Source organism: Pseudomonas kurunegalensis (assembly GCF_030291635.1).
In the GTDB taxonomy this organism is placed as follows: domain Bacteria; phylum Pseudomonadota; class Gammaproteobacteria; order Pseudomonadales; family Pseudomonadaceae; genus Aquipseudomonas; species Aquipseudomonas monteilii.
In genome coordinates this window covers 6112573-6133480 of the sequence record NZ_CP127871.1, presented here as the reverse complement: position 1 = coordinate 6133480, position 20908 = coordinate 6112573, and the positions used below count along the sequence as shown (strand labels likewise).

At 59.2% G+C, this 20908-nt stretch carries 21 protein-coding genes; all 21 read left to right on the top strand.

Annotated features, from left to right (window positions below):
- Positions 1 to 595 precede the first annotated feature (595 nt).
- The 21 genes from rpmH to glmS all read left to right on the top strand — a co-directional run bounded on the left by rpmH (position 596) and on the right by glmS (position 20863).
- The gene (gene rpmH / locus QQ992_RS27950) at positions 596 to 730 is read left to right on the top strand and encodes a 50S ribosomal protein L34 (protein ID WP_003253163.1); all 135 of its coding nucleotides are present in this window, start codon (positions 596 to 598) and stop codon (positions 728 to 730) included.
- 13 nt (positions 731 to 743) lie between these two features.
- Positions 744 to 1148: a ribonuclease P protein component gene (rnpA, locus tag QQ992_RS27945; protein ID WP_016712775.1), complete on the top strand. Its 405-nt coding sequence runs from the start codon at positions 744 to 746 to the stop codon at positions 1146 to 1148.
- A complete protein-coding gene (gene yidD, locus QQ992_RS27940; RefSeq protein WP_082426416.1) occupies positions 1141 to 1386 on the top strand; it encodes a membrane protein insertion efficiency factor YidD in 246 nt (81 codons plus the stop codon). The genes rnpA and yidD overlap by 8 nt, the downstream gene beginning before the upstream one ends.
- Before the next feature lie 2 nt (positions 1387 to 1388).
- Positions 1389 to 3071 carry a membrane protein insertase YidC gene (gene yidC / locus QQ992_RS27935; protein WP_105947116.1) on the top strand — a complete coding sequence of 561 codons (1683 nt, stop codon included), beginning with the start codon at positions 1389 to 1391 and terminating at the stop codon, positions 3069 to 3071.
- An 88-nt stretch (positions 3072 to 3159) separates the two neighbouring features.
- Complete coding sequence (mnmE, locus tag QQ992_RS27930) at positions 3160 to 4530, top strand: tRNA uridine-5-carboxymethylaminomethyl(34) synthesis GTPase MnmE (protein ID WP_119371926.1); 1371 nt, start codon at positions 3160 to 3162, stop codon at positions 4528 to 4530.
- A gap of 545 nt (positions 4531 to 5075) precedes the next feature.
- Complete coding sequence (mnmG, locus tag QQ992_RS27925; RefSeq protein ID WP_286111842.1) at positions 5076 to 6968, top strand: tRNA uridine-5-carboxymethylaminomethyl(34) synthesis enzyme MnmG; 1893 nt, start codon at positions 5076 to 5078, stop codon at positions 6966 to 6968.
- Entirely contained in the window at positions 6965 to 7615 is a 651-nt protein-coding gene (rsmG, locus tag QQ992_RS27920; protein WP_105947118.1) for a 16S rRNA (guanine(527)-N(7))-methyltransferase RsmG, read from the top strand. Before mnmG ends, rsmG begins: the two co-directional genes overlap by 4 nt.
- A gap of 18 nt (positions 7616 to 7633) precedes the next feature.
- The gene (locus tag QQ992_RS27915) at positions 7634 to 8425 is read left to right on the top strand and encodes a ParA family protein (protein WP_012274913.1); all 792 of its coding nucleotides are present in this window, start codon (positions 7634 to 7636) and stop codon (positions 8423 to 8425) included.
- Between the two features lie 9 nt (positions 8426 to 8434).
- Positions 8435 to 9307 (top strand): ParB/RepB/Spo0J family partition protein, encoded by an 873-nt coding sequence (locus tag QQ992_RS27910; protein WP_286111840.1) that lies wholly within the window; start codon positions 8435 to 8437, stop codon positions 9305 to 9307.
- Positions 9308 to 9456: 149 nt separating this feature from the next.
- Positions 9457 to 9864: a F0F1 ATP synthase subunit I gene (locus QQ992_RS27905; protein WP_011536507.1), complete on the top strand. Its 408-nt coding sequence runs from the start codon at positions 9457 to 9459 to the stop codon at positions 9862 to 9864.
- Between the two features lie 16 nt (positions 9865 to 9880).
- Positions 9881 to 10750, top strand: a complete 870-nt coding sequence (atpB, locus tag QQ992_RS27900; RefSeq protein WP_003260030.1) for a F0F1 ATP synthase subunit A — start codon at positions 9881 to 9883, stop codon at positions 10748 to 10750.
- Between the two features lie 142 nt (positions 10751 to 10892).
- Positions 10893 to 11150: a F0F1 ATP synthase subunit C gene (gene atpE / locus QQ992_RS27895; protein WP_003097235.1), complete on the top strand. Its 258-nt coding sequence runs from the start codon at positions 10893 to 10895 to the stop codon at positions 11148 to 11150.
- A 56-nt stretch (positions 11151 to 11206) separates the two neighbouring features.
- The gene (locus QQ992_RS27890) at positions 11207 to 11677 is read left to right on the top strand and encodes a F0F1 ATP synthase subunit B (protein ID WP_003253189.1); all 471 of its coding nucleotides are present in this window, start codon (positions 11207 to 11209) and stop codon (positions 11675 to 11677) included.
- A gap of 12 nt (positions 11678 to 11689) precedes the next feature.
- Complete coding sequence (locus QQ992_RS27885) at positions 11690 to 12226, top strand: F0F1 ATP synthase subunit delta (RefSeq protein ID WP_003253191.1); 537 nt, start codon at positions 11690 to 11692, stop codon at positions 12224 to 12226.
- 21 nt (positions 12227 to 12247) lie between these two features.
- Complete coding sequence (gene atpA / locus QQ992_RS27880; protein ID WP_016712768.1) at positions 12248 to 13792, top strand: F0F1 ATP synthase subunit alpha; 1545 nt, start codon at positions 12248 to 12250, stop codon at positions 13790 to 13792.
- A gap of 48 nt (positions 13793 to 13840) precedes the next feature.
- The gene (gene atpG / locus QQ992_RS27875) at positions 13841 to 14701 is read left to right on the top strand and encodes a F0F1 ATP synthase subunit gamma (RefSeq protein ID WP_003253195.1); all 861 of its coding nucleotides are present in this window, start codon (positions 13841 to 13843) and stop codon (positions 14699 to 14701) included.
- A 27-nt stretch (positions 14702 to 14728) separates the two neighbouring features.
- Positions 14729 to 16105 carry a F0F1 ATP synthase subunit beta gene (atpD, locus tag QQ992_RS27870; RefSeq protein ID WP_027614801.1) on the top strand — a complete coding sequence of 459 codons (1377 nt, stop codon included), beginning with the start codon at positions 14729 to 14731 and terminating at the stop codon, positions 16103 to 16105.
- 43 nt (positions 16106 to 16148) lie between these two features.
- Positions 16149 to 16568, top strand: a complete 420-nt coding sequence (locus QQ992_RS27865; RefSeq protein WP_010955886.1) for a F0F1 ATP synthase subunit epsilon — start codon at positions 16149 to 16151, stop codon at positions 16566 to 16568.
- 121 nt (positions 16569 to 16689) lie between these two features.
- Entirely contained in the window at positions 16690 to 18057 is a 1368-nt protein-coding gene (gene glmU / locus QQ992_RS27860; protein ID WP_286111839.1) for a bifunctional UDP-N-acetylglucosamine diphosphorylase/glucosamine-1-phosphate N-acetyltransferase GlmU, read from the top strand.
- Between the two features lie 190 nt (positions 18058 to 18247).
- Positions 18248 to 19024 carry a DeoR/GlpR family DNA-binding transcription regulator gene (locus tag QQ992_RS27855; RefSeq protein ID WP_286111838.1) on the top strand — a complete coding sequence of 259 codons (777 nt, stop codon included), beginning with the start codon at positions 18248 to 18250 and terminating at the stop codon, positions 19022 to 19024.
- 3 nt (positions 19025 to 19027) lie between these two features.
- A complete protein-coding gene (gene glmS, locus QQ992_RS27850) occupies positions 19028 to 20863 on the top strand; it encodes a glutamine--fructose-6-phosphate transaminase (isomerizing) (protein ID WP_016712765.1) in 1836 nt (611 codons plus the stop codon).
- Positions 20864 to 20908: the final 45 nt, after the last annotated feature.

Here is a 20908-nt window from a genome sequence, read left to right as displayed (position 1 = left end):
GGATATCCCCTGAGTTTGAAAGCCGGATGAGGCAAAAACAAACCGCCATTGTACCGGTCGGGCGCCCAGTTATCCACATGTGGACACGTTAGGAGCCATGACAAAACAGCCATTTATCGACCAAAACGGCCTTGCCGCGTTGTGAATAAGGTCTGTGGATAACCGACCGTGAGGGCTATGCACAACCCTGAGGCCACCCCTGTTGATAACTCATCTGTGGGTAAGTAGCATTTTAATCCACAGCTTGCCCGCACGAACAAAACAGGTGCAGCACCGGTTGAGAACACGGTTGTAAAACGCTGTACATGGCGTAAGTTGTGGGCTTGAGCAGGTTATCCACAGAATGTTACCCACATAAGATTTATAAGTTCTTCAGAAAAGCTTTTTATATGTCTCTTCTTTTTTTTCATGTTGTCCCCGATTCGTGTGTCCGATCAAGCACCCCCTGGGGATGAACCGGCAGGCACCGTCCATCCTGTGCTCTATATGGAAAGACTGGTTGGAAATTGACCTATGGGCTTGCTTTCTCTAGAATCGCCGGTCTCTTAAAAAGGGGGCCATCCCGGCCCGTCGTCGACAAACCAGGTAACACGCCATGAAACGTACTTTCCAACCAAGCACCATCAAGCGCGCCCGCACCCACGGTTTCCGTGCCCGTATGGCTACCAAGAACGGCCGCGCTGTTCTGTCGCGTCGTCGTGCCAAAGGCCGTAAGCGTCTGGCCATTTGATTTTTCGGCACAGGTGGTGAGTCAGGACTTCAGTCGGGAAAAGCGACTGCTTACACCCCGACACTTCAAAGCGGTCTTCGACTCCCCAACCGGCAAGGTTCCAGGGAAAAACCTGCTGATCCTTGCTCGCGAGAACGGCCTTGATCACCCACGGCTCGGCCTGGTGATTGGCAAGAAGAGCGTCAAGCTCGCCGTTCAACGCAATCGCCTCAAGCGCTTGATGCGCGATTCCTTTCGTCTGAACCAGCAAATGCTCGCCGGGTTGGACATCGTGATCGTCGCGCGCAAGGGATTGGGTGAAGTAGAAAACCCGGAATTGCACCAACACTTTGGCAAACTCTGGAAACGTCTGGCGCGCAGCCGGCCAACACCAGCAGTCACCGCCAATTCCGCAGGGGTAGACAGCCAAGATGCGTAAACTGGCGCTCGTTCCGATCCAGTTTTACCGTTATGCCATCAGCCCCCTGATGGCCAATCACTGTCGTTTTTTCCCCAGTTGCTCCTGTTACGCTCAAGAAGCCATCGAAAACCATGGCCTCTGGCGTGGTGGGTGGCTAGCCGTTCGTCGCCTGGGGCGTTGTCATCCGTGGAATGACGGCGGTTTCGACCCCGTTCCCCCCGCTCCTTCCTCCCGAACTTCTTCGATAGCCGAGTAATCATGGATATTAAACGCACGATCCTGATCGCCGCGCTGGCAGTCGTGTCCTACGTCATGGTCCTGAAGTGGAACGATGACTACGGTCAGGCTGCCCTGCCGACTCAGAATACTGCTGCCAGCACTGTTGCTCCGGGCCTGCCCGATGGCGTGCCGGCCGGTAACAACGGTGCCAGCGCCGATGTACCGAGCGCCAACGCCGAATCGAGCCCTGCCGAACTGGCACCGGTCGCACTGAGCAAGGACCTGATCCGAGTCAAGACCGACGTCCTGGAACTGGCTATCGATCCGGTCGGTGGTGACATCGTCCAGTTGAACCTGCCGAAGTACCCACGCCGTCAGGACCACCCGAACATTCCATTCCAGTTGTTCGACAATGGTGGTGAGCGTGTTTACCTGGCACAAAGCGGCCTGACCGGCGCCAATGGCCCGGATGCCCGCGCCAGCGGTCGCCCGTTGTATGCCGCCGAGCAGAAGAGCTACCAACTGGCCGATGGCCAGGAACAACTGGTGGTCGACCTGAAGTTCAGTGACAACGGCGTCAACTACATCAAGCGCTTCAGCTTCAAGCGCGGTGAGTACGACTTGAATGTCAGCTACCTGATCGACAACCAGAGCGGCCAGGCCTGGAGCGGCAACATGTTTGCCCAGCTCAAGCGCGACGCCAGCGGCGATCCGTCCTCGAGCACCGCAACCGGCACCGCAACCTACCTGGGCGCTGCCCTGTGGACAGCTTCCGAGCCTTACAAAAAGGTCTCGATGAAGGACATCGACAAAGGTAGTTTGAAAGAAAATGTGTCCGGCGGCTGGGTTGCCTGGCTGCAGCACTACTTCGTGACCGCCTGGATTCCGGCAAAATCGGACAACAACGTTGTCCAGACCCGCAAGGACAGCCAGGGCAACTACATCATCGGCTACACCGGCCCAGTCCTCAGCGTGCCTGCTGGCGGCAAGGTCGAAACCAGTGCCATGCTGTACGCCGGTCCGAAAATCCAGTCCAAGCTGAAAGAGTTGTCCCCAGGCCTGGAACTGACTGTCGACTACGGTTTCCTGTGGTTCATTGCCCAGCCGATCTTCTGGCTGCTGCAACATATCCACAGCCTGCTGGGTAACTGGGGCTGGTCGATCATCGTACTGACCATGCTGATCAAAGGCCTGTTCTTCCCGCTGTCGGCTGCCAGCTACCGTTCGATGGCGCGTATGCGTGCTGTTGCGCCGAAGCTCGCCGCACTGAAGGAACGCTTCGGTGACGATCGCCAGAAGATGTCCCAGGCGATGATGGAGCTGTACAAGAAAGAGAAGATCAACCCGCTGGGCGGCTGCCTGCCGATCCTGGTACAAATGCCGGTATTCCTGGCCCTGTACTGGGTACTGCTGGAAAGCGTTGAAATGCGCCAGGCCCCATGGATGCTGTGGATTACCGACCTGTCGATCAAGGATCCGTTCTTCATCCTGCCGATCATCATGGGCGCCACCATGTTCATCCAGCAGCGCCTGAACCCGACCCCACCGGATCCGATGCAGGCCAAGGTGATGAAAATGATGCCGATCATCTTCACCTTCTTCTTCCTGTGGTTCCCGGCTGGTCTGGTGCTGTACTGGGTTGTGAACAACTGCCTGTCGATCACTCAGCAGTGGTACATCACCCGCAGCATCGAGGCAGCCAGCAAAAAAGCTGCTGCTTGACAGGCTACTGCGCTAGCCTGTGAATAAAAAACGCCCCCTAGTGGGGCGTTTTTGCTATCTGTCGTTTTTGTCGTAGAGGCTTTCGAGCATGAACACTGTGCGTGAAACCATCGCCGCCATCGCTACCGCCCAAGGCCGCGGGGGTGTGGGTATTGTCAGGTTGTCCGGGCCTCTGGCTGCCAAGGCCGGCCAGTTGATCACCGGCCGTACACTCACCCCTCGGCATGCCCATTACGGCCCGTTCCGCGACGATGAAGGGCTTGTACTGGATGAGGGGATCGCGCTGTTCTTCCCTGGGCCGAATTCGTTCACAGGCGAGGATGTGCTCGAACTGCAGGGCCACGGCGGACCGGTGGTCCTGGACATGTTGCTGCAGCGCTGTGTACAAGTCGGCTGCCGCCTGGCCCGCCCGGGCGAATTCAGCGAGCGCGCGTTCCTCAATGACAAACTTGACCTCGCCCAGGCCGAAGCCATCGCCGACCTGATCGAGGCCAGTTCCAGCCAGGCGGCGCGCAACGCCCTGCGTTCGCTGCAGGGGGAGTTCTCGAAACGTGTGCACAGCCTTACCGAAGCGTTGATTGCCCTGCGCATTTACGTCGAGGCGGCTATCGACTTCCCGGAAGAAGAAATCGACTTCCTCGCCGATGGCCACGTGCTGTCGATGCTCGATGCCGTACGCAGCGAGTTGTCCACTGTGCAGCGCGAGGCCGGGCAGGGCGCCTTGCTGCGTGACGGCATGACGGTGGTCATCGCCGGCCGGCCGAATGCGGGCAAGTCGAGCCTGCTGAACCAGCTTGCTGGCCGGGAAGCGGCCATTGTCACCGACATTGCCGGTACCACCCGGGACATCCTGCGGGAACATATCCACATCGACGGCATGCCACTGCACGTCGTCGATACGGCAGGTTTGCGCGATACCGACGACCATGTGGAAAAGATCGGCGTGGAACGCGCCCTGAAGGCCATTGGCGAGGCTGACCGTGTGTTGCTGGTGGTCGACTCCACCGCGCCTGAGGCCAGCGACCCGTTCGCTTTGTGGCCGGAATTTCTCGATCAGCGGCCAGACCCGGCCAAGGTCACGCTGATTCGCAACAAGGCCGACCTGAGTGGTGAACCGGTCGCGTTAGAGCAGTGTGATGACGGCCATGTGACGATCACCCTCAGCGCCAAAGGCGACGATGCAGGGCTGCAATTGCTACGTGACCATCTGAAGGCCTGCATGGGTTACGAACAGACTGCAGAAAGTGGTTTCAGTGCCCGTAGGCGCCATCTGGATGCCTTGCGCCAAGCCAGCGAACACCTTGAGCACGGCCGTGCTCAGTTGACCCTGGCGGGCGCAGGAGAGCTGCTGGCTGAGGACTTGCGCCAGGCACAACATGCCTTGGGCGAAATTACCGGGGCATTCAGCTCGGATGATTTGTTGGGGCGGATTTTCTCCAGCTTCTGCATCGGCAAATAATCCACAGCAGGCAAGATCAAGAGCCGCTCCTCCGGGAGCGGCTTTTTTTTGCCTGCAATTTCTCATCTCAAGCCTCGAGCAGATCGCTGTGGGTGCGGGTTTACCCGTGACGAGGCCCCCGAGACTCTCACATCACTCATCCACAGAAAAAATCTGCGCTCAGGAGCCCTGTGGAAAACCCGCCTTCAGCTCCGTTGATAAGCAGGCTTTTTTGCTGAGGAAAATCCGGGCTGTGGGTAAGGAGCCATTTAATCCACAGGCTAAATCGTGTTATCCATAACCCTCATGGCACTCCAACCACAGGGTTTAATTTCTCTCTACAAGGCATGGGTAAAGGGCTACAGAACCTTATCCACAGACAAGGCTGTGCATAAGAATAAACATAAAAACAAAGCTTTTTTAAATTTTTCCTCTTTGTTTTCTGTTGTTTGCCACTCATCCACAGACTGGTCAAAATTTGCTCAGATGGTTTCTTTAAAGGGGGTGAAGTCCCTATACTTGTCCGCTTACCTTCTCTATTCGCAAAAACAGGCACGAGGTGCGTGGTGGATTTCCCTTCCCGTTTTGAAGTGATCGTCATCGGCGGCGGCCATGCCGGTACCGAGGCTGCGCTTGCGTCTGCACGCATGGGTGTGAAAACCCTGCTGTTGACCCATAACGTGGAAACCCTCGGTCACATGAGCTGCAACCCCGCCATTGGCGGTATTGGCAAAAGCCATCTGGTCAAAGAGATCGATGCCCTCGGTGGCGCCATGGCGCTGGCCACCGACAAGAGCGGCATCCAGTTCCGCGTTCTGAACAACCGCAAGGGCCCGGCCGTACGCGCCACCCGAGCACAGGCCGACCGCGCCATCTACAAGGCTGTGGTGCGTGAAATCCTGGAAAACCAGCCGAACCTGTGGATATTCCAGCAGTCCTGCGACGACCTGATCGTCGAGCAGGACCAGGTCAAAGGCGTGGTGACCCAGATGGGCCTGCGTTTCTTCGCCGAATCGGTGGTACTGACCACCGGTACCTTCCTCGGCGGGCTTATCCACATTGGTTTGCAAAACCATTCCGGCGGCCGCGCCGGTGATCCGCCTTCGATCGCCCTGGCCCACCGCATGCGTGAACTGCCGCTGCGCGTCGGCCGCTTGAAAACCGGTACGCCGCCACGCATCGATGGCCGCTCGGTGGACTTCTCGGTGATGACCGAGCAGCCAGGCGATACGCCGATCCCGGTGATGTCGTTCATGGGCAATGCCGAAATGCACCCTCGTCAGGTGAGCTGCTGGATTACCCACACCAATGCGCGCACCCACGAGATCATCGCCTCGAACCTCGACCGTTCGCCGATGTACTCGGGCGTGATCGAAGGTGTCGGTCCGCGCTACTGCCCGTCGATCGAAGACAAGATCCACCGCTTCGCCGACAAGGAAAGCCATCAGGTGTTCATCGAGCCGGAAGGCCTGACCACCCATGAGCTGTACCCCAACGGTATTTCCACTTCGCTGCCGTTCGACGTGCAGCTGGAGCTGGTGCGTTCGATCCGCGGCATGGAAAACGCCCACATCGTGCGCCCGGGCTATGCCATCGAGTACGACTACTTCGACCCGCGCGACCTCAAGTACAGCCTCGAAACCAAAGTCATCGGCGGCCTGTTCTTCGCCGGGCAGATCAACGGCACCACCGGTTACGAAGAAGCCGGTGCCCAGGGCCTGCTGGCCGGTACCAACGCCGCACTGCGAGCGCAGGGCCGTGACAGCTGGTGCCCACGCCGCGACGAGGCGTATATCGGTGTGCTGGTCGACGACCTGATTACCCTGGGTACCCAGGAGCCGTACCGCATGTTTACCTCGCGTGCCGAATACCGCTTGATCCTGCGCGAGGACAACGCTGACCTGCGCCTGACCGAGAAGGGCCGTGAACTGGGCCTGATCGACGACCAGCGCTGGGCCGCGTTCTGCGCCAAGCGCGAGGGTATCGAGCGTGAGGAACAGCGCCTGAAATCGACCTGGGTACGCCCGTACACCGAGCAAGGTCAGGCCATTGTGGATAAGTTCGGCACGCCGCTTAGCCATGAGTACAGCCTGCTCAACCTGCTGGCGCGTCCGGAGATCGACTACGCCGGGCTGATCGAGGCGACCGGCGGTGAAGCGATTGATCCACAGGTCGCCGAACAGGTTGAGATCCGTACCAAGTACGCCGGCTACATCGACCGCCAGCAGGATGAAATCGCCCGCCTTCGCGCCAGCGAAGACACCCGCCTGCCTGTGGATATCGACTACACGACCATTTCCGGCCTGTCCAAGGAGATCCAGGGCAAGCTTGGCCAGACCCGTCCGGAAACGTTGGGCCAGGCTTCGCGCATCCCGGGCGTGACCCCGGCGGCGATTTCCCTGTTGCTGATTCACTTGAAAAAACGCGGCGCTGGCCGCGAATTGGAGCAAAGCGCTTGAGTTCCCTGGTCACCCCGCAACACGCAGAAGAGTTGTCCACAGGTGCCCGCCAGCTTGGTGTCGAGCTGAGCACCGAGCATCACGAAAAGCTGCTCGGCTACCTGGCCCTGTTGATCAAATGGAACAAAGCCTACAACCTCACCGCCGTGCGCGACCCCGACGAGATGGTGTCGCGCCACCTGCTCGACAGCCTCAGCGTCATGCCGTTTATCCACAGCGAGCGTGTCAACTGGCTGGATGTGGGCAGTGGCGGTGGCATGCCTGGTATTCCCTTGGCTATCCTGCATCCGGACAAGCGCGTGACGGTGCTGGACGCCAATGGCAAGAAGACCCGCTTCCTGACCCAGGTGAAAATGGAGCTCAAGCTGGACAACCTCACGGTTATCCACAGCCGGGTCGAGGCCTTCCAGCCGGCGCAGCCGTTCGACGGCATCATCTCCCGCGCCTTCAGCAGCATGGAGAACTTCACCAACTGGACCCGCCATCTGGGCGACACCGGGACGCAATGGCTTGCAATGAAGGGGCTGCATCCTGCCGATGAACTGGTAGCATTGCCCGCAGACTTCACAGTGGAAAGCGAACAGGCCCTGACCGTTCCGGGTTGCCAGGGCCAGCGCCATCTGCTGATACTGCGCCGCAAGGCATGACTGGGAACACGCGCATCAATGGCTAAGGTATTCGCAATCGCGAACCAGAAAGGTGGTGTAGGCAAGACCACCACCTGTATCAATCTCGCCGCCTCGCTGGCGGCGACCAAGCGCCGTGTGCTGCTGATCGACCTCGATCCGCAGGGCAACGCCACCATGGGCAGCGGTGTGGACAAGCACGAGCTCGAGCACTCGGTGTACGACCTGCTGATCGGAGAATGCGATCTGGCCCAGGCCATGCATTACTCCGAGCACGGCGGTTTCCAGCTGCTGCCGGCCAACCGCGACCTGACCGCCGCCGAGGTGGTGCTGCTGGAAATGCAGGTCAAGGAAAGCCGTCTGCGCAACGCGCTGGCGCCCATCCGCGAGAACTACGACTACATCCTCATCGACTGCCCACCGTCGCTGTCGATGCTGACGCTGAACGCCCTGGTCGCTTCCGATGGCGTGATCATCCCGATGCAGTGCGAGTACTACGCACTGGAAGGTCTCAGCGACCTTGTGGATAACATCAAGCGCATCGCTGCCCGGTTGAACCCGGAGCTGAAGATCGAAGGCCTGCTGCGGACCATGTACGATCCGCGCCTGAGCCTGAACAACGATGTTTCGGCGCAGCTGAAGGAGCACTTTGGCCCGCAGCTGTACGACACGGTCATTCCGCGCAACATTCGCCTGGCCGAGGCCCCGAGCTTCGGCATGCCCGCACTGGCTTACGACAAGCAATCGCGAGGCGCGCTGGCTTATCTGGCCCTGGCCGGGGAACTGGTACGCCGTCAGCGCCGTCAATCACGCACTGCACAAACAACTTAAGGAATCCGTATGGCCGTCAAGAAACGGGGTCTCGGACGTGGGTTGGATGCACTGCTCAGTGGTCCTTCCGTCAGCGCGCTCGAAGAGCAGGCTGTGAAGATCGACCAGAAAGAACTGCAACACCTGCCGGTCGAGCTGATCCAGCGTGGCAAGTACCAGCCGCGCCGGGACATGGACCCGGAGGCGCTGGAAGAGCTTGCGCACTCGATTCGCAACCATGGCGTGATGCAGCCGATCGTGGTCCGCCCGATTGGCGACAACCGCTACGAGATCATCGCCGGTGAACGCCGCTGGCGCGCCACGCAGCAGGCCGGCCTGGACACGATCCCGGCCATGGTCCGCGAAGTGGCCGATGAAGCGGCCATTGCCATGGCGCTGATCGAGAACATCCAGCGCGAAGACCTCAACCCGCTGGAAGAGGCCCTGGCCCTGCAGCGTCTGCAGCAGGAATTCGAGCTCACCCAGCAGCAGGTGGCCGACGCCGTGGGCAAGTCGCGGGTAACCGTGGCCAACCTGCTGCGCCTGATCACCCTGCCTGAGGCGATCAAGACCATGCTCGCCCACGGCGACCTGGAGATGGGCCACGCCCGTGCATTGCTCGGTCTGGATGAAAGCCGTCAGGAGGAGGGGGCGCGTCATGTTGTCGCACGTGGCCTCACCGTGCGCCAAACTGAGGCACTGGTGCGTCAGTGGCTCAGTGACAAGCCTGATCCGGTCGAACCGAGCAAACCTGATCCGGATATCGCACGCCTTGAACAGCGGCTCGCAGAGCGCCTGGGCTCGGCTGTCCAGATCCGTCACGGCAACAAGGGCAAAGGCCAGTTGGTTATTCGTTACAACTCCCTTGACGAGTTGCAAGGCGTGCTTGCTCACATCCGCTGAAACAATTCCTGTTGTAGCGCGCAGTCGGAAATCACTACCGAAGAGTTGAATAGGGGTTAATCCACCCCTATACTCTGCGCGCATTTTGTCGGCACAAATTATGCCAAGTCATAACTGACTTGTTGGTCGACTTCCGAGGAGCAGTTGTGATGGAAATCCGCACGCCAAACCGCCTGCCTTTCCATCGCTGGGCGGTTTTTCCGGTACTGCTGGCTCAATTCGTCGTACTACTGCTGGCAACCTTGGTGTTGTGGCAGTGGAAAGGGGTGGTCAGTGGATATTCAGGCCTTTGCGGAGGTTTGATTGCCTGGCTGCCCAATGTGTACTTCGCCTGGAAGGCTTTTCGCTTCAGCGGAGCTCGGGCGGCACAAGCCATCGTCAAGTCGTTTTACGCTGGCGAGGCAGGCAAGATGATTTTGACGGCAGTGCTTTTTGCACTGACCTTTGCAGGAGTGAAGCCATTGGCGCCGTTAGCAGTATTCGGCGTCTTCGTGCTGACCCTTTTGGTCAGCTGGTTCGCGCCCCTGCTGATGAATAAAAGACTTTCGAGACCTTAGGGCGTTTGAGGCAACCATGGCAGCAGAAACCGCTTCGGGCTATATCCAGCACCACTTGCAGAACCTGACCTACGGTCAACTACCAGACGGCAGCTGGGGCTTCGCCCATTCGGCTGCAGAAGCCAAGGCAATGGGCTTCTGGGCGTTCCACCTGGACACCCTGGGTTGGTCCGTCGCGCTGGGTCTGATCTTCCTGTTCATCTTCCGCATGGCGGCCAAGAAGGCGACTTCCGGCCAACCTGGCGGTCTGCAGAACTTCGTTGAAGTGATGGTCGACTTCGTCAACGGCAGCGTGAAGGACTCCTTCCACGGCCGTAGCCCGGTAATCGCTCCGCTGGCGCTGACCATTTTCGTCTGGGTATTCCTGATGAACGCCGTCGACCTGGTACCGGTCGACTGGATTCCTCAGCTGGCCATCCTGATTTCCGGTGATCCGCACATTCCGTTCCGCGCCGTGTCGACCACCGACCCGAACGCGACCCTGGCCATGGCCTTCTGCGTGTTTGCCCTGATCATCTTCTACAGCATCAAGGTCAAGGGCCTGGGCGGCTTCATCGGTGAGCTGACCCTGCACCCGTTCGGCAGCAAGAACATCTTCGTTCAGATCCTGCTGATTCCGGTCAACTTCCTGCTGGAATTCGTCACCCTGATCGCCAAGCCGATCTCGCTGGCACTGCGTCTGTTCGGCAACATGTATGCCGGCGAACTGGTGTTCATCCTGATCGCTGTCATGTTCGGCTCCGGCCTGCTGTGGCTGAGCGGCCTGGGTGTGGTGCTGCAATGGGCGTGGGCTGTGTTCCACATCCTGATCATCACCCTGCAAGCTTTCATCTTCATGATGCTGACCATCGTCTACCTGTCGATGGCGCACGAAGATAACCATTAAGACCGCCTGGCGTGTCTGATAGCCTTCCTCGCCTGTTCGGGGGGAGGGCTTAAAAAGTCCGCAAGGGCAGCTGTACTCACGATTTGTTTTACCGCTTCAAACTAAAAACCTAACCAATACGACGTAAAAGTCGGGAGGAAAGATGGAAACTGTAGTTGGTCTGACCGCTATCGCTGTTGCTCTGCTGATCGGCCTGGGTGCTCTGGGTACCGCCATTGGTTTCGGCCTGCTGGGCGGCAAATTCCTGGAAGGCGCTGCTCGTCAACCAGAAATGGTTCCGATGCTGCAGGTTAAAATGTTCATCGTTGCCGGTCTGCTCGACGCCGTAACCATGATCGGTGTTGGTATCGCTCTGTTCTTCACCTTCGCGAATCCGTTCGTTGGTCAGATCGCCGGCTAATCACTCGTCACCACGAGTTGATGGCTGTATGAATTAAGACCGAGCGAGGTGTTGGCGTGAACATTAATGCAACCCTGATTGGCCAATCCGTTGCTTTTCTGATTTTTGTACTCTTCTGCATGAAGTACGTATGGCCTCCGGTCATCACTGCTCTGCAAGAGCGCCAAAAGAAGATTGCCGACGGCTTGGACGCTGCCAACCGCGCAGCTCGCGACCTGGAGCTGGCCCAAGAAAAAGCGGGTCAGCAACTGCGTGAAGCTAAAGCACAGGCAGCCGAAATCATTGAGCAAAGCAAGAAACGCGCTGCTCAGCTTGTCGAGGAAGCCCGTGAACAGGCCCGCGTCGAAGCTGACCGTGTGAAGGCTCAGGCTCTGGCCGAGATCGAACAGGAACTGAACAGCGCTAAAGACGCCCTGCGTGCCCAAGTGGGTGCCCTGGCCGTTGGCGGTGCCGAAAAGATCCTTGGCGCCACAATCGATCAAAACGCGCATGCGGAGCTGGTTAACAAACTGGCCGCTGAAATTTAAGCGAGGGCGATCATGGCAGAACTGACCACGTTGGCCCGACCTTACGCTAAGGCTGCCTTTGAGCATGCCCAGGCCCATCAGCAACTGGCCAATTGGTCAGCCATGCTCGGCCTGGCTGCTGCGGTGTCGCAAGACGACACCATGCAGCGCCTGCTCAAGGCCCCGCGACTGACGAGCGCAGAAAAGGCCGCCACGTTCATTGACGTGTGCGGTGACAAGTTCAATGCACAGGCACAGAATTTCATTCATGTTGCCGCGGAAAACGACCGTCTCCTGCTTCTGCCGGAGATTGCCGCCCTGTTCGACCTGTACAAGGCCGAGCAAGAGAAATCCGTGGACGTGGAAGTCACCAGTGCCTTCGCGTTGAACCAAGAACAGCAAGACAAACTCGCCAAGGTTCTCAGTGCACGGTTAGGCCAGGAAGTGCGCCTGCACGCGTCGGAGGATGCCAGCCTGATTGGCGGCGTCGTCATCCGCGCTGGTGACCTGGTAATCGATGGCTCTGTTCGCGGCAAAATCGCGAAACTGGCCGAAGCATTGAAATCTTGAGTTTGAAGGGGCAGCAGAGCAATGCAGCAACTCAATCCTTCCGAAATTAGTGAAATCATCAAGGGCCGCATCGACAACCTCGATGTGAGCTCCCAAGCCCGTAACGAAGGTACCGTTGTTTCGGTATCCGACGGTATCGTGCGGATCCACGGTCTGGCCGACGTCATGTACGGCGAAATGATCGAGTTCCCTGGCAGCGTATTCGGCATGGCCCTGAACCTGGAGCAAGACTCCGTAGGTGCAGTGATCCTGGGTGCATACGACACCCTCGCCGAAGGCATGAGCGCCAAGTGCACCGGCCGCATCCTGGAAGTTCCTGTTGGTAAGGAACTGCTGGGTCGCGTCGTTGACGCACTGGGCAACCCGATCGACGGCAAAGGTCCTCTGGGCAACACCCAGACCGACGCGGTCGAGAAAGTAGCTCCGGGCGTGATCTGGCGTAAGTCGGTAGACCAGCCTGTACAGACTGGCTACAAGTCCGTCGACGCCATGATCCCTGTCGGCCGTGGCCAGCGCGAGCTGATCATCGGTGACCGTCAGATCGGCAAGACCGCCATGGCCATCGACGCCATCATCAACCAGAAAGACTCCGGTATTTTCTGTGTTTATGTTGCTGTCGGCCAGAAGCGTTCCACCGTTGCCAACATCGTTCGCAAGCTGGAAGAAGCCGGCGCCCTGGCCAACACCATCGTGGTCGTTGCCAGTGCTTCGGAATCCGCCGCACTGCAGTTCCTGGCGCCATACGCCGGCTGCACCATGGGCGAGTTCTTCCGTGACCGCGGTGAAGACGCCCTGATCGTTTACGATGACCTGTCCAAGCAGGCCGTTGCTTACCGTCAGATCTCCCTGCTGCTGCGCCGTCCACCAGGACGTGAAGCGTACCCAGGCGACGTGTTCTATCTCCACTCCCGTCTGCTGGAGCGTGCTTCGCGCGTTTCGGAAGAGTACGTCGAGAAGTTCACCAACGGCGCAGTCACTGGCAAAACCGGTTCCCTGACCGCTCTGCCGATCATCGAAACCCAGGCTGGCGACGTTTCCGCGTTCGTTCCGACCAACGTGATTTCCATCACCGACGGTCAGATCTTCCTGGAATCGGCCATGTTCAACTCGGGCATCCGCCCTGCAGTGAACGCCGGTGTTTCGGTATCCCGCGTAGGTGGTGCCGCTCAGACCAAGATCATCAAGAAGCTGTCCGGTGGTATTCGTACCGCGCTGGCTCAGTACCGTGAACTGGCTGCATTCGCCCAGTTCGCGTCCGATCTGGACGAAGCGACCCGCAAGCAGCTGGAGCATGGTCAGCGCGTTACCGAGCTGATGAAGCAGAAGCAGTACGCGCCAATGTCCATCGCGGACATGGCCCTGTCGCTGTACGCCGCTGAGCGTGGCTTCCTGACTGACGTAGAAGTCTCCAAGATCGGCAGCTTCGAGCAAGCACTGATCGCCTTCTTCAACCGTGATCACGCCGAACTGATGGCGAAGATCAACGTGAAGGGTGACTTCAACGACGAAATCGACGCTGGCCTGAAAGCCGGTATCGAGAAGTTCAAGGCCACCCAGACCTGGTAAGCCGCAGCGGGGGCCGTGGCCCCCGCTTGCTAACCTGATAGGTGATACATGGCAGGCGCAAAAGAGATTCGCAGTAAGATTGCGAGCATCAAAAGCACGCAAAAAATTACCAGCGCCATGGAGAAAGTGGCGGTCAGCAAAATGCGCAAGGCACAAATGCGCATGGCTGCTAGCCGTCCTTACGCGGAGCGTATCCGCCAGGTGATCGGTCATCTGGCCAACGCCAACCCGGAATACCGCCACCCGTTCATGATCGAGCGCCCTGTAAAGCGCGCCGGTTATATCGTGGTGAGCAGTGACCGTGGTCTGTGCGGTGGCTTGAACACCAACCTGTTCAAGGCCCTGGTCAAGGACATGAGCGCAAACCGCGAACAGGGCGTGGAAATCGACCTGTGCGTGATCGGCAGCAAGGGTGCGACTTTCTTCCGCATCTTTGGCGGCAACGTCGTAGCCGCGATCAGCCACTTGGGCGAAGAGCCATCGATCAACGATCTGATCGGCTCCGTCAAAGTGATGCTGGACGCCTACCTGGACGGCCGTATCGATCGCCTCTCGGTGGTTTCGAACAAGTTCATCAACACCATGACCCAGAAGCCAACGGTCGAGCAATTGGTACCGTTGGTGGCAACCCCGGATCAGGATCTCAAGCATCACTGGGATTACCTGTACGAACCCGACGCAAAAGAGCTGCTGGACGGCTTGATGGTGCGTTACGTGGAGTCGCAGGTGTACCAGGCGGTGGTCGAGAACAACGCTGCTGAACAAGCGGCCCGGATGATCGCCATGAAGAACGCCACAGACAACGCCGGTGATTTGATCAAAGAGCTTCAGTTGATCTACAACAAGGCGCGTCAGGCTGCGATCACCCAGGAGATCTCGGAAATCGTCGGCGGCGCTGCCGCGGTTTAACGGTTCACATATTCAGAGGATCCAGCTATGAGTAGCGGACGTATCGTTCAAATCATCGGCGCCGTCATCGACGTGGAATTCCCACGTGACGTCGTGCCGAGTGTTTACAACGCGCTGAAAGTACAAGGCGCGGAAACCACCCTGGAAGTTCAGCAGCAGCTGGGCGACGGCGTGGTTCGTACCATTGCGATGGGCTCGACCGAAGGCCTGAAGCGCGGTCTGGAAGTCGTTGACTCCGGCGCTGCCATTTCCGTTCCTGTTGGTAAGGCCACCCTGGGCCGTATCATGGACGTACTGGGCAACCCGATCGACGAAGCCGGCCCGATCGGCGAAGAAGAGCGTCGCGGTATCCACCAGCCAGCGCCTTCGTTCGCTGACCAGGCAGGCGGCAACGACCTGCTGGAAACCGGCATCAAGGTTATCGACCTGGTTTGCCCGTTCGCCAAGGGTGGTAAAGTTGGTCTGTTCGGTGGTGCCGGTGTCGGCAAGACCGTAAACATGATGGAACTGATCCGTAACATCGCCATGGAACACAGCGGTTACTCCGTGTTCGCTGGTGTGGGTGAGCGTACTCGTGAGGGTAACGACTTCTACCACGAGATGAAGGACTCCAACGTTCTCGACAAGGTAGCGCTGGTCTACGGTCAGATGAACGAGCCACCAGGAAACCGTCTGCGCGTAGCGCTGACTGGCCTGACCATGGCTGAGAAGTTCCGTGACGAAGGTAACGACGTTCTGCTGTTCGTCGACAACATCTATCGTTACACCCTGGCCGGTACCGAAGTATCCGCACTGCTGGGCCGTATGCCTTCGGCAGTAGGTTACCAGCCGACCCTGGCTGAAGAGATGGGCGTTCTGCAAGAGCGCATCACTTCCACCAAGGAAGGTTCGATCACCTCCGTTCAGGCCGTATACGTACCTGCGGACGACTTGACCGACCCGTCGCCAGCGACCACCTTCGCCCACTTGGACGCCACCGTCGTTCTGTCCCGTGACATCGCCTCCCTGGGTATCTACCCAGCGGTCGACCCACTGGACTCGACTTCGCGCCAGCTGGACCCGAACGTGATCGGCAACGAGCACTACGAGACCGCTCGTGGCGTTCAGTATGTTCTGCAGCGCTACAAAGAGCTGAAGGACATCATCGCGATCCTGGGTATGGACGAACTGTCCGAGACCGACAAGCAACTGGTAGCCCGCGCTCGTAAGATCCAGCGCTTCCTGTCGCAGCCGTTCTTCGTGGCCGAAGTCTTCACCGGTTCGCCAGGCAAGTACGTTTCCCTGAAAGACACCATCGCTGGCTTCAGCGGCATCCTCAAAGGTGACTACGACCACCTGCCAGAACAAGCGTTCTACATGGTCGGCAGCATCGACGAAGCGATCGAGAAAGCCAAGAAACTGTAATTCCTGCGCCCCGCAAGGGGCGCTATCAGGTTGAGGCAAGCAGATGGCTATGACAGTCCATTGCGATATCGTCAGCGCGGAAGGAGAGATTTTCTCCGGCCTGGTCGAGATGGTAGTTGCGCACGGTAACCTGGGTGATCTCGGTATCGCTCCAGGCCACGCGCCGCTGATCACCAATCTCAAGCCTGGTCCGATCACGCTGACCAAGCAGGGTGGCGCCCATGAGGTGTTCTACATCTCTGGTGGCTTCCTCGAGGTTCAGCCAAACATGGTCAAGGTGCTTGCCGATACCGTGCAACGTGCTGCAGACCTGGATGAAGCTCAGGCTCAGGAAGCCCTCAAGGCTGCTGAGAACGCCCTGAATCTGAAAGGCGCGGACTTCGACTACGGTGCCGCCGCCGCACGTCTGGCCGAGGCCGCAGCCCAGCTGCGTACCGTCCAGCAAATGCGCAAAGGCAAGTAATCGGCCTTTGGCTGATAACTTCTGTTGCGATTGAGTAAAAGGGTAGCCTCGGCTACCCTTTTTCTTTTTCTGATTTCTCCCCCCGGTCATTCCACTGACCGCCCAGGATTGGTAGCCAGTAATGTCACTCGATATCGTTATTCTCGCCGCCGGCCAAGGCACCCGCATGCGCTCGGCGCTGCCCAAGGTGCTGCACCCGGTAGCCGGCAACTCCATGCTCGGCCATGTTATCCACAGCGCGCGCCAACTGCAGCCGCAAGGTATTCATGTTGTGATTGGCCATGGTGCCGAGCTGGTTCGCGAGCGCCTGGCCGCTGACGACCTGAACTTCGTCATGCAGGATAAACAGCTGGGTACCGGCCATGCTGTTGCCCAGGCTTTGCCGGCGCTGACTGCCGACACCGTGCTGGTGTTGTACGGTGATGTGCCGTTGATCGAAGTGGAGACCCTGCAGCGCCTGTTGGCCAAGGCCAACGACCAGCAGCTGGGCCTGCTCACGGTTACCCTGGACGACCCGACAGGTTATGGCCGTATCGTCCGTGACGAGCAGGGCAAGGTAACTGCCATCGTTGAGCACAAGGACGCCAACGACGTGCAGAAAGCGATCAAGGAAGGCAACACCGGTATCTTGGCATTGCCAGCTGCGCGCCTGGCTGACTGGATGGGCCGTCTGTCGAACAACAACGCCCAGGGCGAGTATTACCTGACCGACGTCATCGCCATGGCAGTGGCCGATGGCCTGGTGGTGGCTACCGAGCAGCCGCACGACCCGATGGAAGTGCAGGGCGCCAACGACCGCCGCCAGCTGTCCGAGCTGGAGCGTCACTACCAGCTGCGTGAAGGCCGCCGCCTGATGGCCCAGGGTGTAACCCTGCGCGACCCGGCACGTTTCGATGTACGGGGCGAAGTGACCGTTGGCCGTGACGTGCTGATCGACATCAACGTGATTCTCGAAGGCAAGGTGGTCATCGAGGACGATGTGCAGATCGGCCCTAACTGCGTGATCAAGAACACCACCCTGCGCAAAGGCGCGGTGGTCAAGGCTAATAGCCACCTTGAAGGCGCCGTGATGGGCGAGGGTAGCGATGCTGGCCCGTTCGCCCGCCTGCGTCCTGGCAGCGTGCTGGACGCCAAGGCCCATGTGGGTAACTTCGTGGAACTCAAAAACGCCCACTTGGGCGAAGGCGCCAAGGCCGGTCACCTGACCTACCTGGGCGATGCCGAAATCGGTGCGCGCACCAATATTGGCGCCGGTACCATCACCTGCAACTACGATGGCGCCAACAAGTTCAAGACCGTGATGGGTGAGGACGTGTTCATCGGTTCGAACAACTCGCTGGTAGCGCCTGTGGAAATTCAGGCTGGCGCGACCACCGCAGCCGGTTCGACCATCACTCAGGCCGTCGAGGCCGGTGAGCTGGCGGTGGCCCGTGCGCGCCAGCGCAACATCTCGGGCTGGAAGCGCCCGGAGAAGATCAAGAAGAGCTGATTTGTTCACAGCTGTTTCGATCGAAAGCCGACTTATGTGAGTAAGTCGGCTTTTTTATTGGCTTTTTGCGGTGCCTGTAGGACGGCAGCGAACCGGTAAAAACTATCCACAGGGCAGCGACAGCTTGACGAATCGTTCATCTTAGGTTTTGATTGCAACCATTATCTTTCGAAACGAAACTTAAGCACTCATGTCGAAACGAAATACCCCGCAGCGGCGGCACAACATCCTGGCGTTGCTCAGTGAGCAGGGCGAGGTGAGCGTGGACGCTTTGGCCAAACGTTTCGAGACTTCGGAAGTAACCATTCGCAAAGATCTTGCCGCCCTCGAAACCAACGGCCTGCTGCTACGCCGCTACGGTGGTGCGGTACCTGTGCCGCAAGAATTGCTCGGTGAGCCGGCCCAGCCTGTGTCTTCCTACAAGAAGGCCATCGCCCGTGCCGCCGTTGGTCGAATCCGCGAACATGCGCGCATCATCATCGACAGCGGCAGCACCACGGCAGCCATGATCCCCGAGCTGGGGCGTCAGCCTGGCCTGGTGGTGATGACCAATTCGCTGAATGTGGCCCGTGCCATCAGCGACCTTGAACACGAGCCGGTGCTGCTGATGACCGGCGGTACCTGGGACCCGCATTCCGAGTCGTTCCAGGGCCAGGTGGCCGAGCAGGTTTTGCGTTCTTACGATTTCGACCAGCTGTTCATCGGTGCCGATGGCATCGACCTCGGCCGGGGTACCACCACCTTCAACGAACTGCTCGGGCTTAGCCGGGTCATGGCTGAAGTTGCCCGCGAAGTGATCGTGATGGTCGAGTCGGACAAGGTGGGGCGCAAGATCCCCAACCTCGAGCTGCCCTGGAACAGCGTGCACACCCTTATTACAGACGAACGACTGCCCGCAGCGGCACGTGAACAAATTCAAGCCCGCGGCATCAACCTGATCTGCGCCGCGATCAGCCAGGAGCAATAAAACATGTGTGGAATCGTTGGTGCCATCGCCGAGCGCAATATCACAGCCATCCTGATCGAAGGCCTCAAGCGTCTGGAGTACCGCGGGTACGACAGCGCAGGCCTGGCCGTCCTTACCCAAGGCGGTGAATTGCAGCGCCGTCGCCGCATCGGCAAGGTCAGTGAGCTGCAAGCCGCTGTGGCTGCTGACCCACTGGCTGGCCAGCTGGGTATCGCCCATACCCGTTGGGCAACCCACGGTGCGCCGACCGAAGGCAACGCCCACCCGCACTTCTCGGGCAATGAAGTGGCGGTGGTGCACAACGGTATCATCGAGAACCACGAAGAGCTGCGTGAAGAGCTGAAAGGCCTGGGCTACACCTTCACTTCGCAGACCGACACTGAAGTGATCGTCCACCTTATCCACAACACCCTGAAGAGCACTCCAGACCTGGCCGATGCGCTGAAAGCCGCCGTCAAGCGCCTGCATGGCGCTTATGGCCTGGCACTGGTTAGCGCCAAGCAGCCCGACCGACTGGTAGCTGCACGCAGCGGCAGCCCTCTGGTCATTGGCCTGGGCCTTGGCGAAAACTTCCTGGCGTCCGACCAGTTGGCCCTGCGCCAGGTCACTGACCGCTTCATGTACCTGGAAGAAGGCGACATCGCTGAAATTCGCCGTGACCAGGTCACCATCTGGGACGAGAACGGCCACAAGGTCCAGCGCGAAACCGTGCAGTACCATGAAGGTGCCGAGGCTGCTGACAAGGGCAACTATCGCCACTTCATGCTCAAGGAAATCCACGAGCAGCCAAGCGTCGTTCAGCGCACCCTGGAAGGCCGCCTGGGCAAGGACAACGTGATGGTCCAGGCCTTCGGCCCGAAGGCTGCCGAACTGTTCGCCAAGGTGCGCAATGTGCAGATCGTTGCCTGCGGCACCAGCTACCATGCAGGCATGGTCGCCCGTTACTGGCTGGAAAGCCTGGCCGGCATCCCGTGCCAGGTGGAAGTGGCCAGCGAGTTCCGTTACCGCAAGGTGGTGGTGCAACCGGATACCCTGTTCGTCTCGATCTCGCAGTCCGGTGAAACCGCCGATACCCTGGCAGCGCTGCGCAACGCCAAGGAGCTGGGCTTCCTCGGCAGCCTGGCGATCTGCAACGTGGGCATCAGCTCGCTGGTACGCGAGTCGGACCTGACCCTGTTGACCTTGGCCGGCCCGGAAATCGGTGTGGCCTCGACCAAAGCCTTCACCACCCAGCTGGTGTCGCTGATGCTGCTGACCTTGGCCCTGGGCCAGGTGCGCGGTACCCTGGAAGCCGGTGTCGAAGCCGAGCTGGTTGAAGAGCTGCGTCGCCTGCCGACCCGCCTGGGCGAAGCACTGGCGATGGACGCCACTGTCGAGAAGATCGCCGAGCTGTTCGCCGATAAGCACCACACCCTGTTCCTTGGCCGTGGTGCGCAATACCCGGTGGCGATGGAAGGTGCGCTCAAGCTCAAGGAAATCTCGTACATCCACGCTGAAGCCTACCCGGCAGGCGAGCTGAAGCACGGCCCGCTGGCGCTGGTGGACAACGACATGCCGGTGGTTACCGTTGCGCCGAACAACGAGCTGCTGGAGAAGTTGAAGTCCAACCTGCAGGAAGTGCGTGCCCGTGGTGGCGAGCTGGTCGTGTTCGCCGACGAGCAGGCTGGCATGACCAATGGTGAAGGCACCCATGTGATCAAGGTGCCGCACATTGCCGATGCCTTGGCGCCAATCCTGTACACCATTCCGCTGCAGCTGCTGTCTTACTATGTCGCCGTACTCAAGGGTACCGACGTTGACCAGCCGCGTAACCTGGCCAAGTCGGTTACGGTTGAGTAAGTAGCGGACAGTCGCTGTTCAAGAGCCCTCCACACGGAGGGCTTT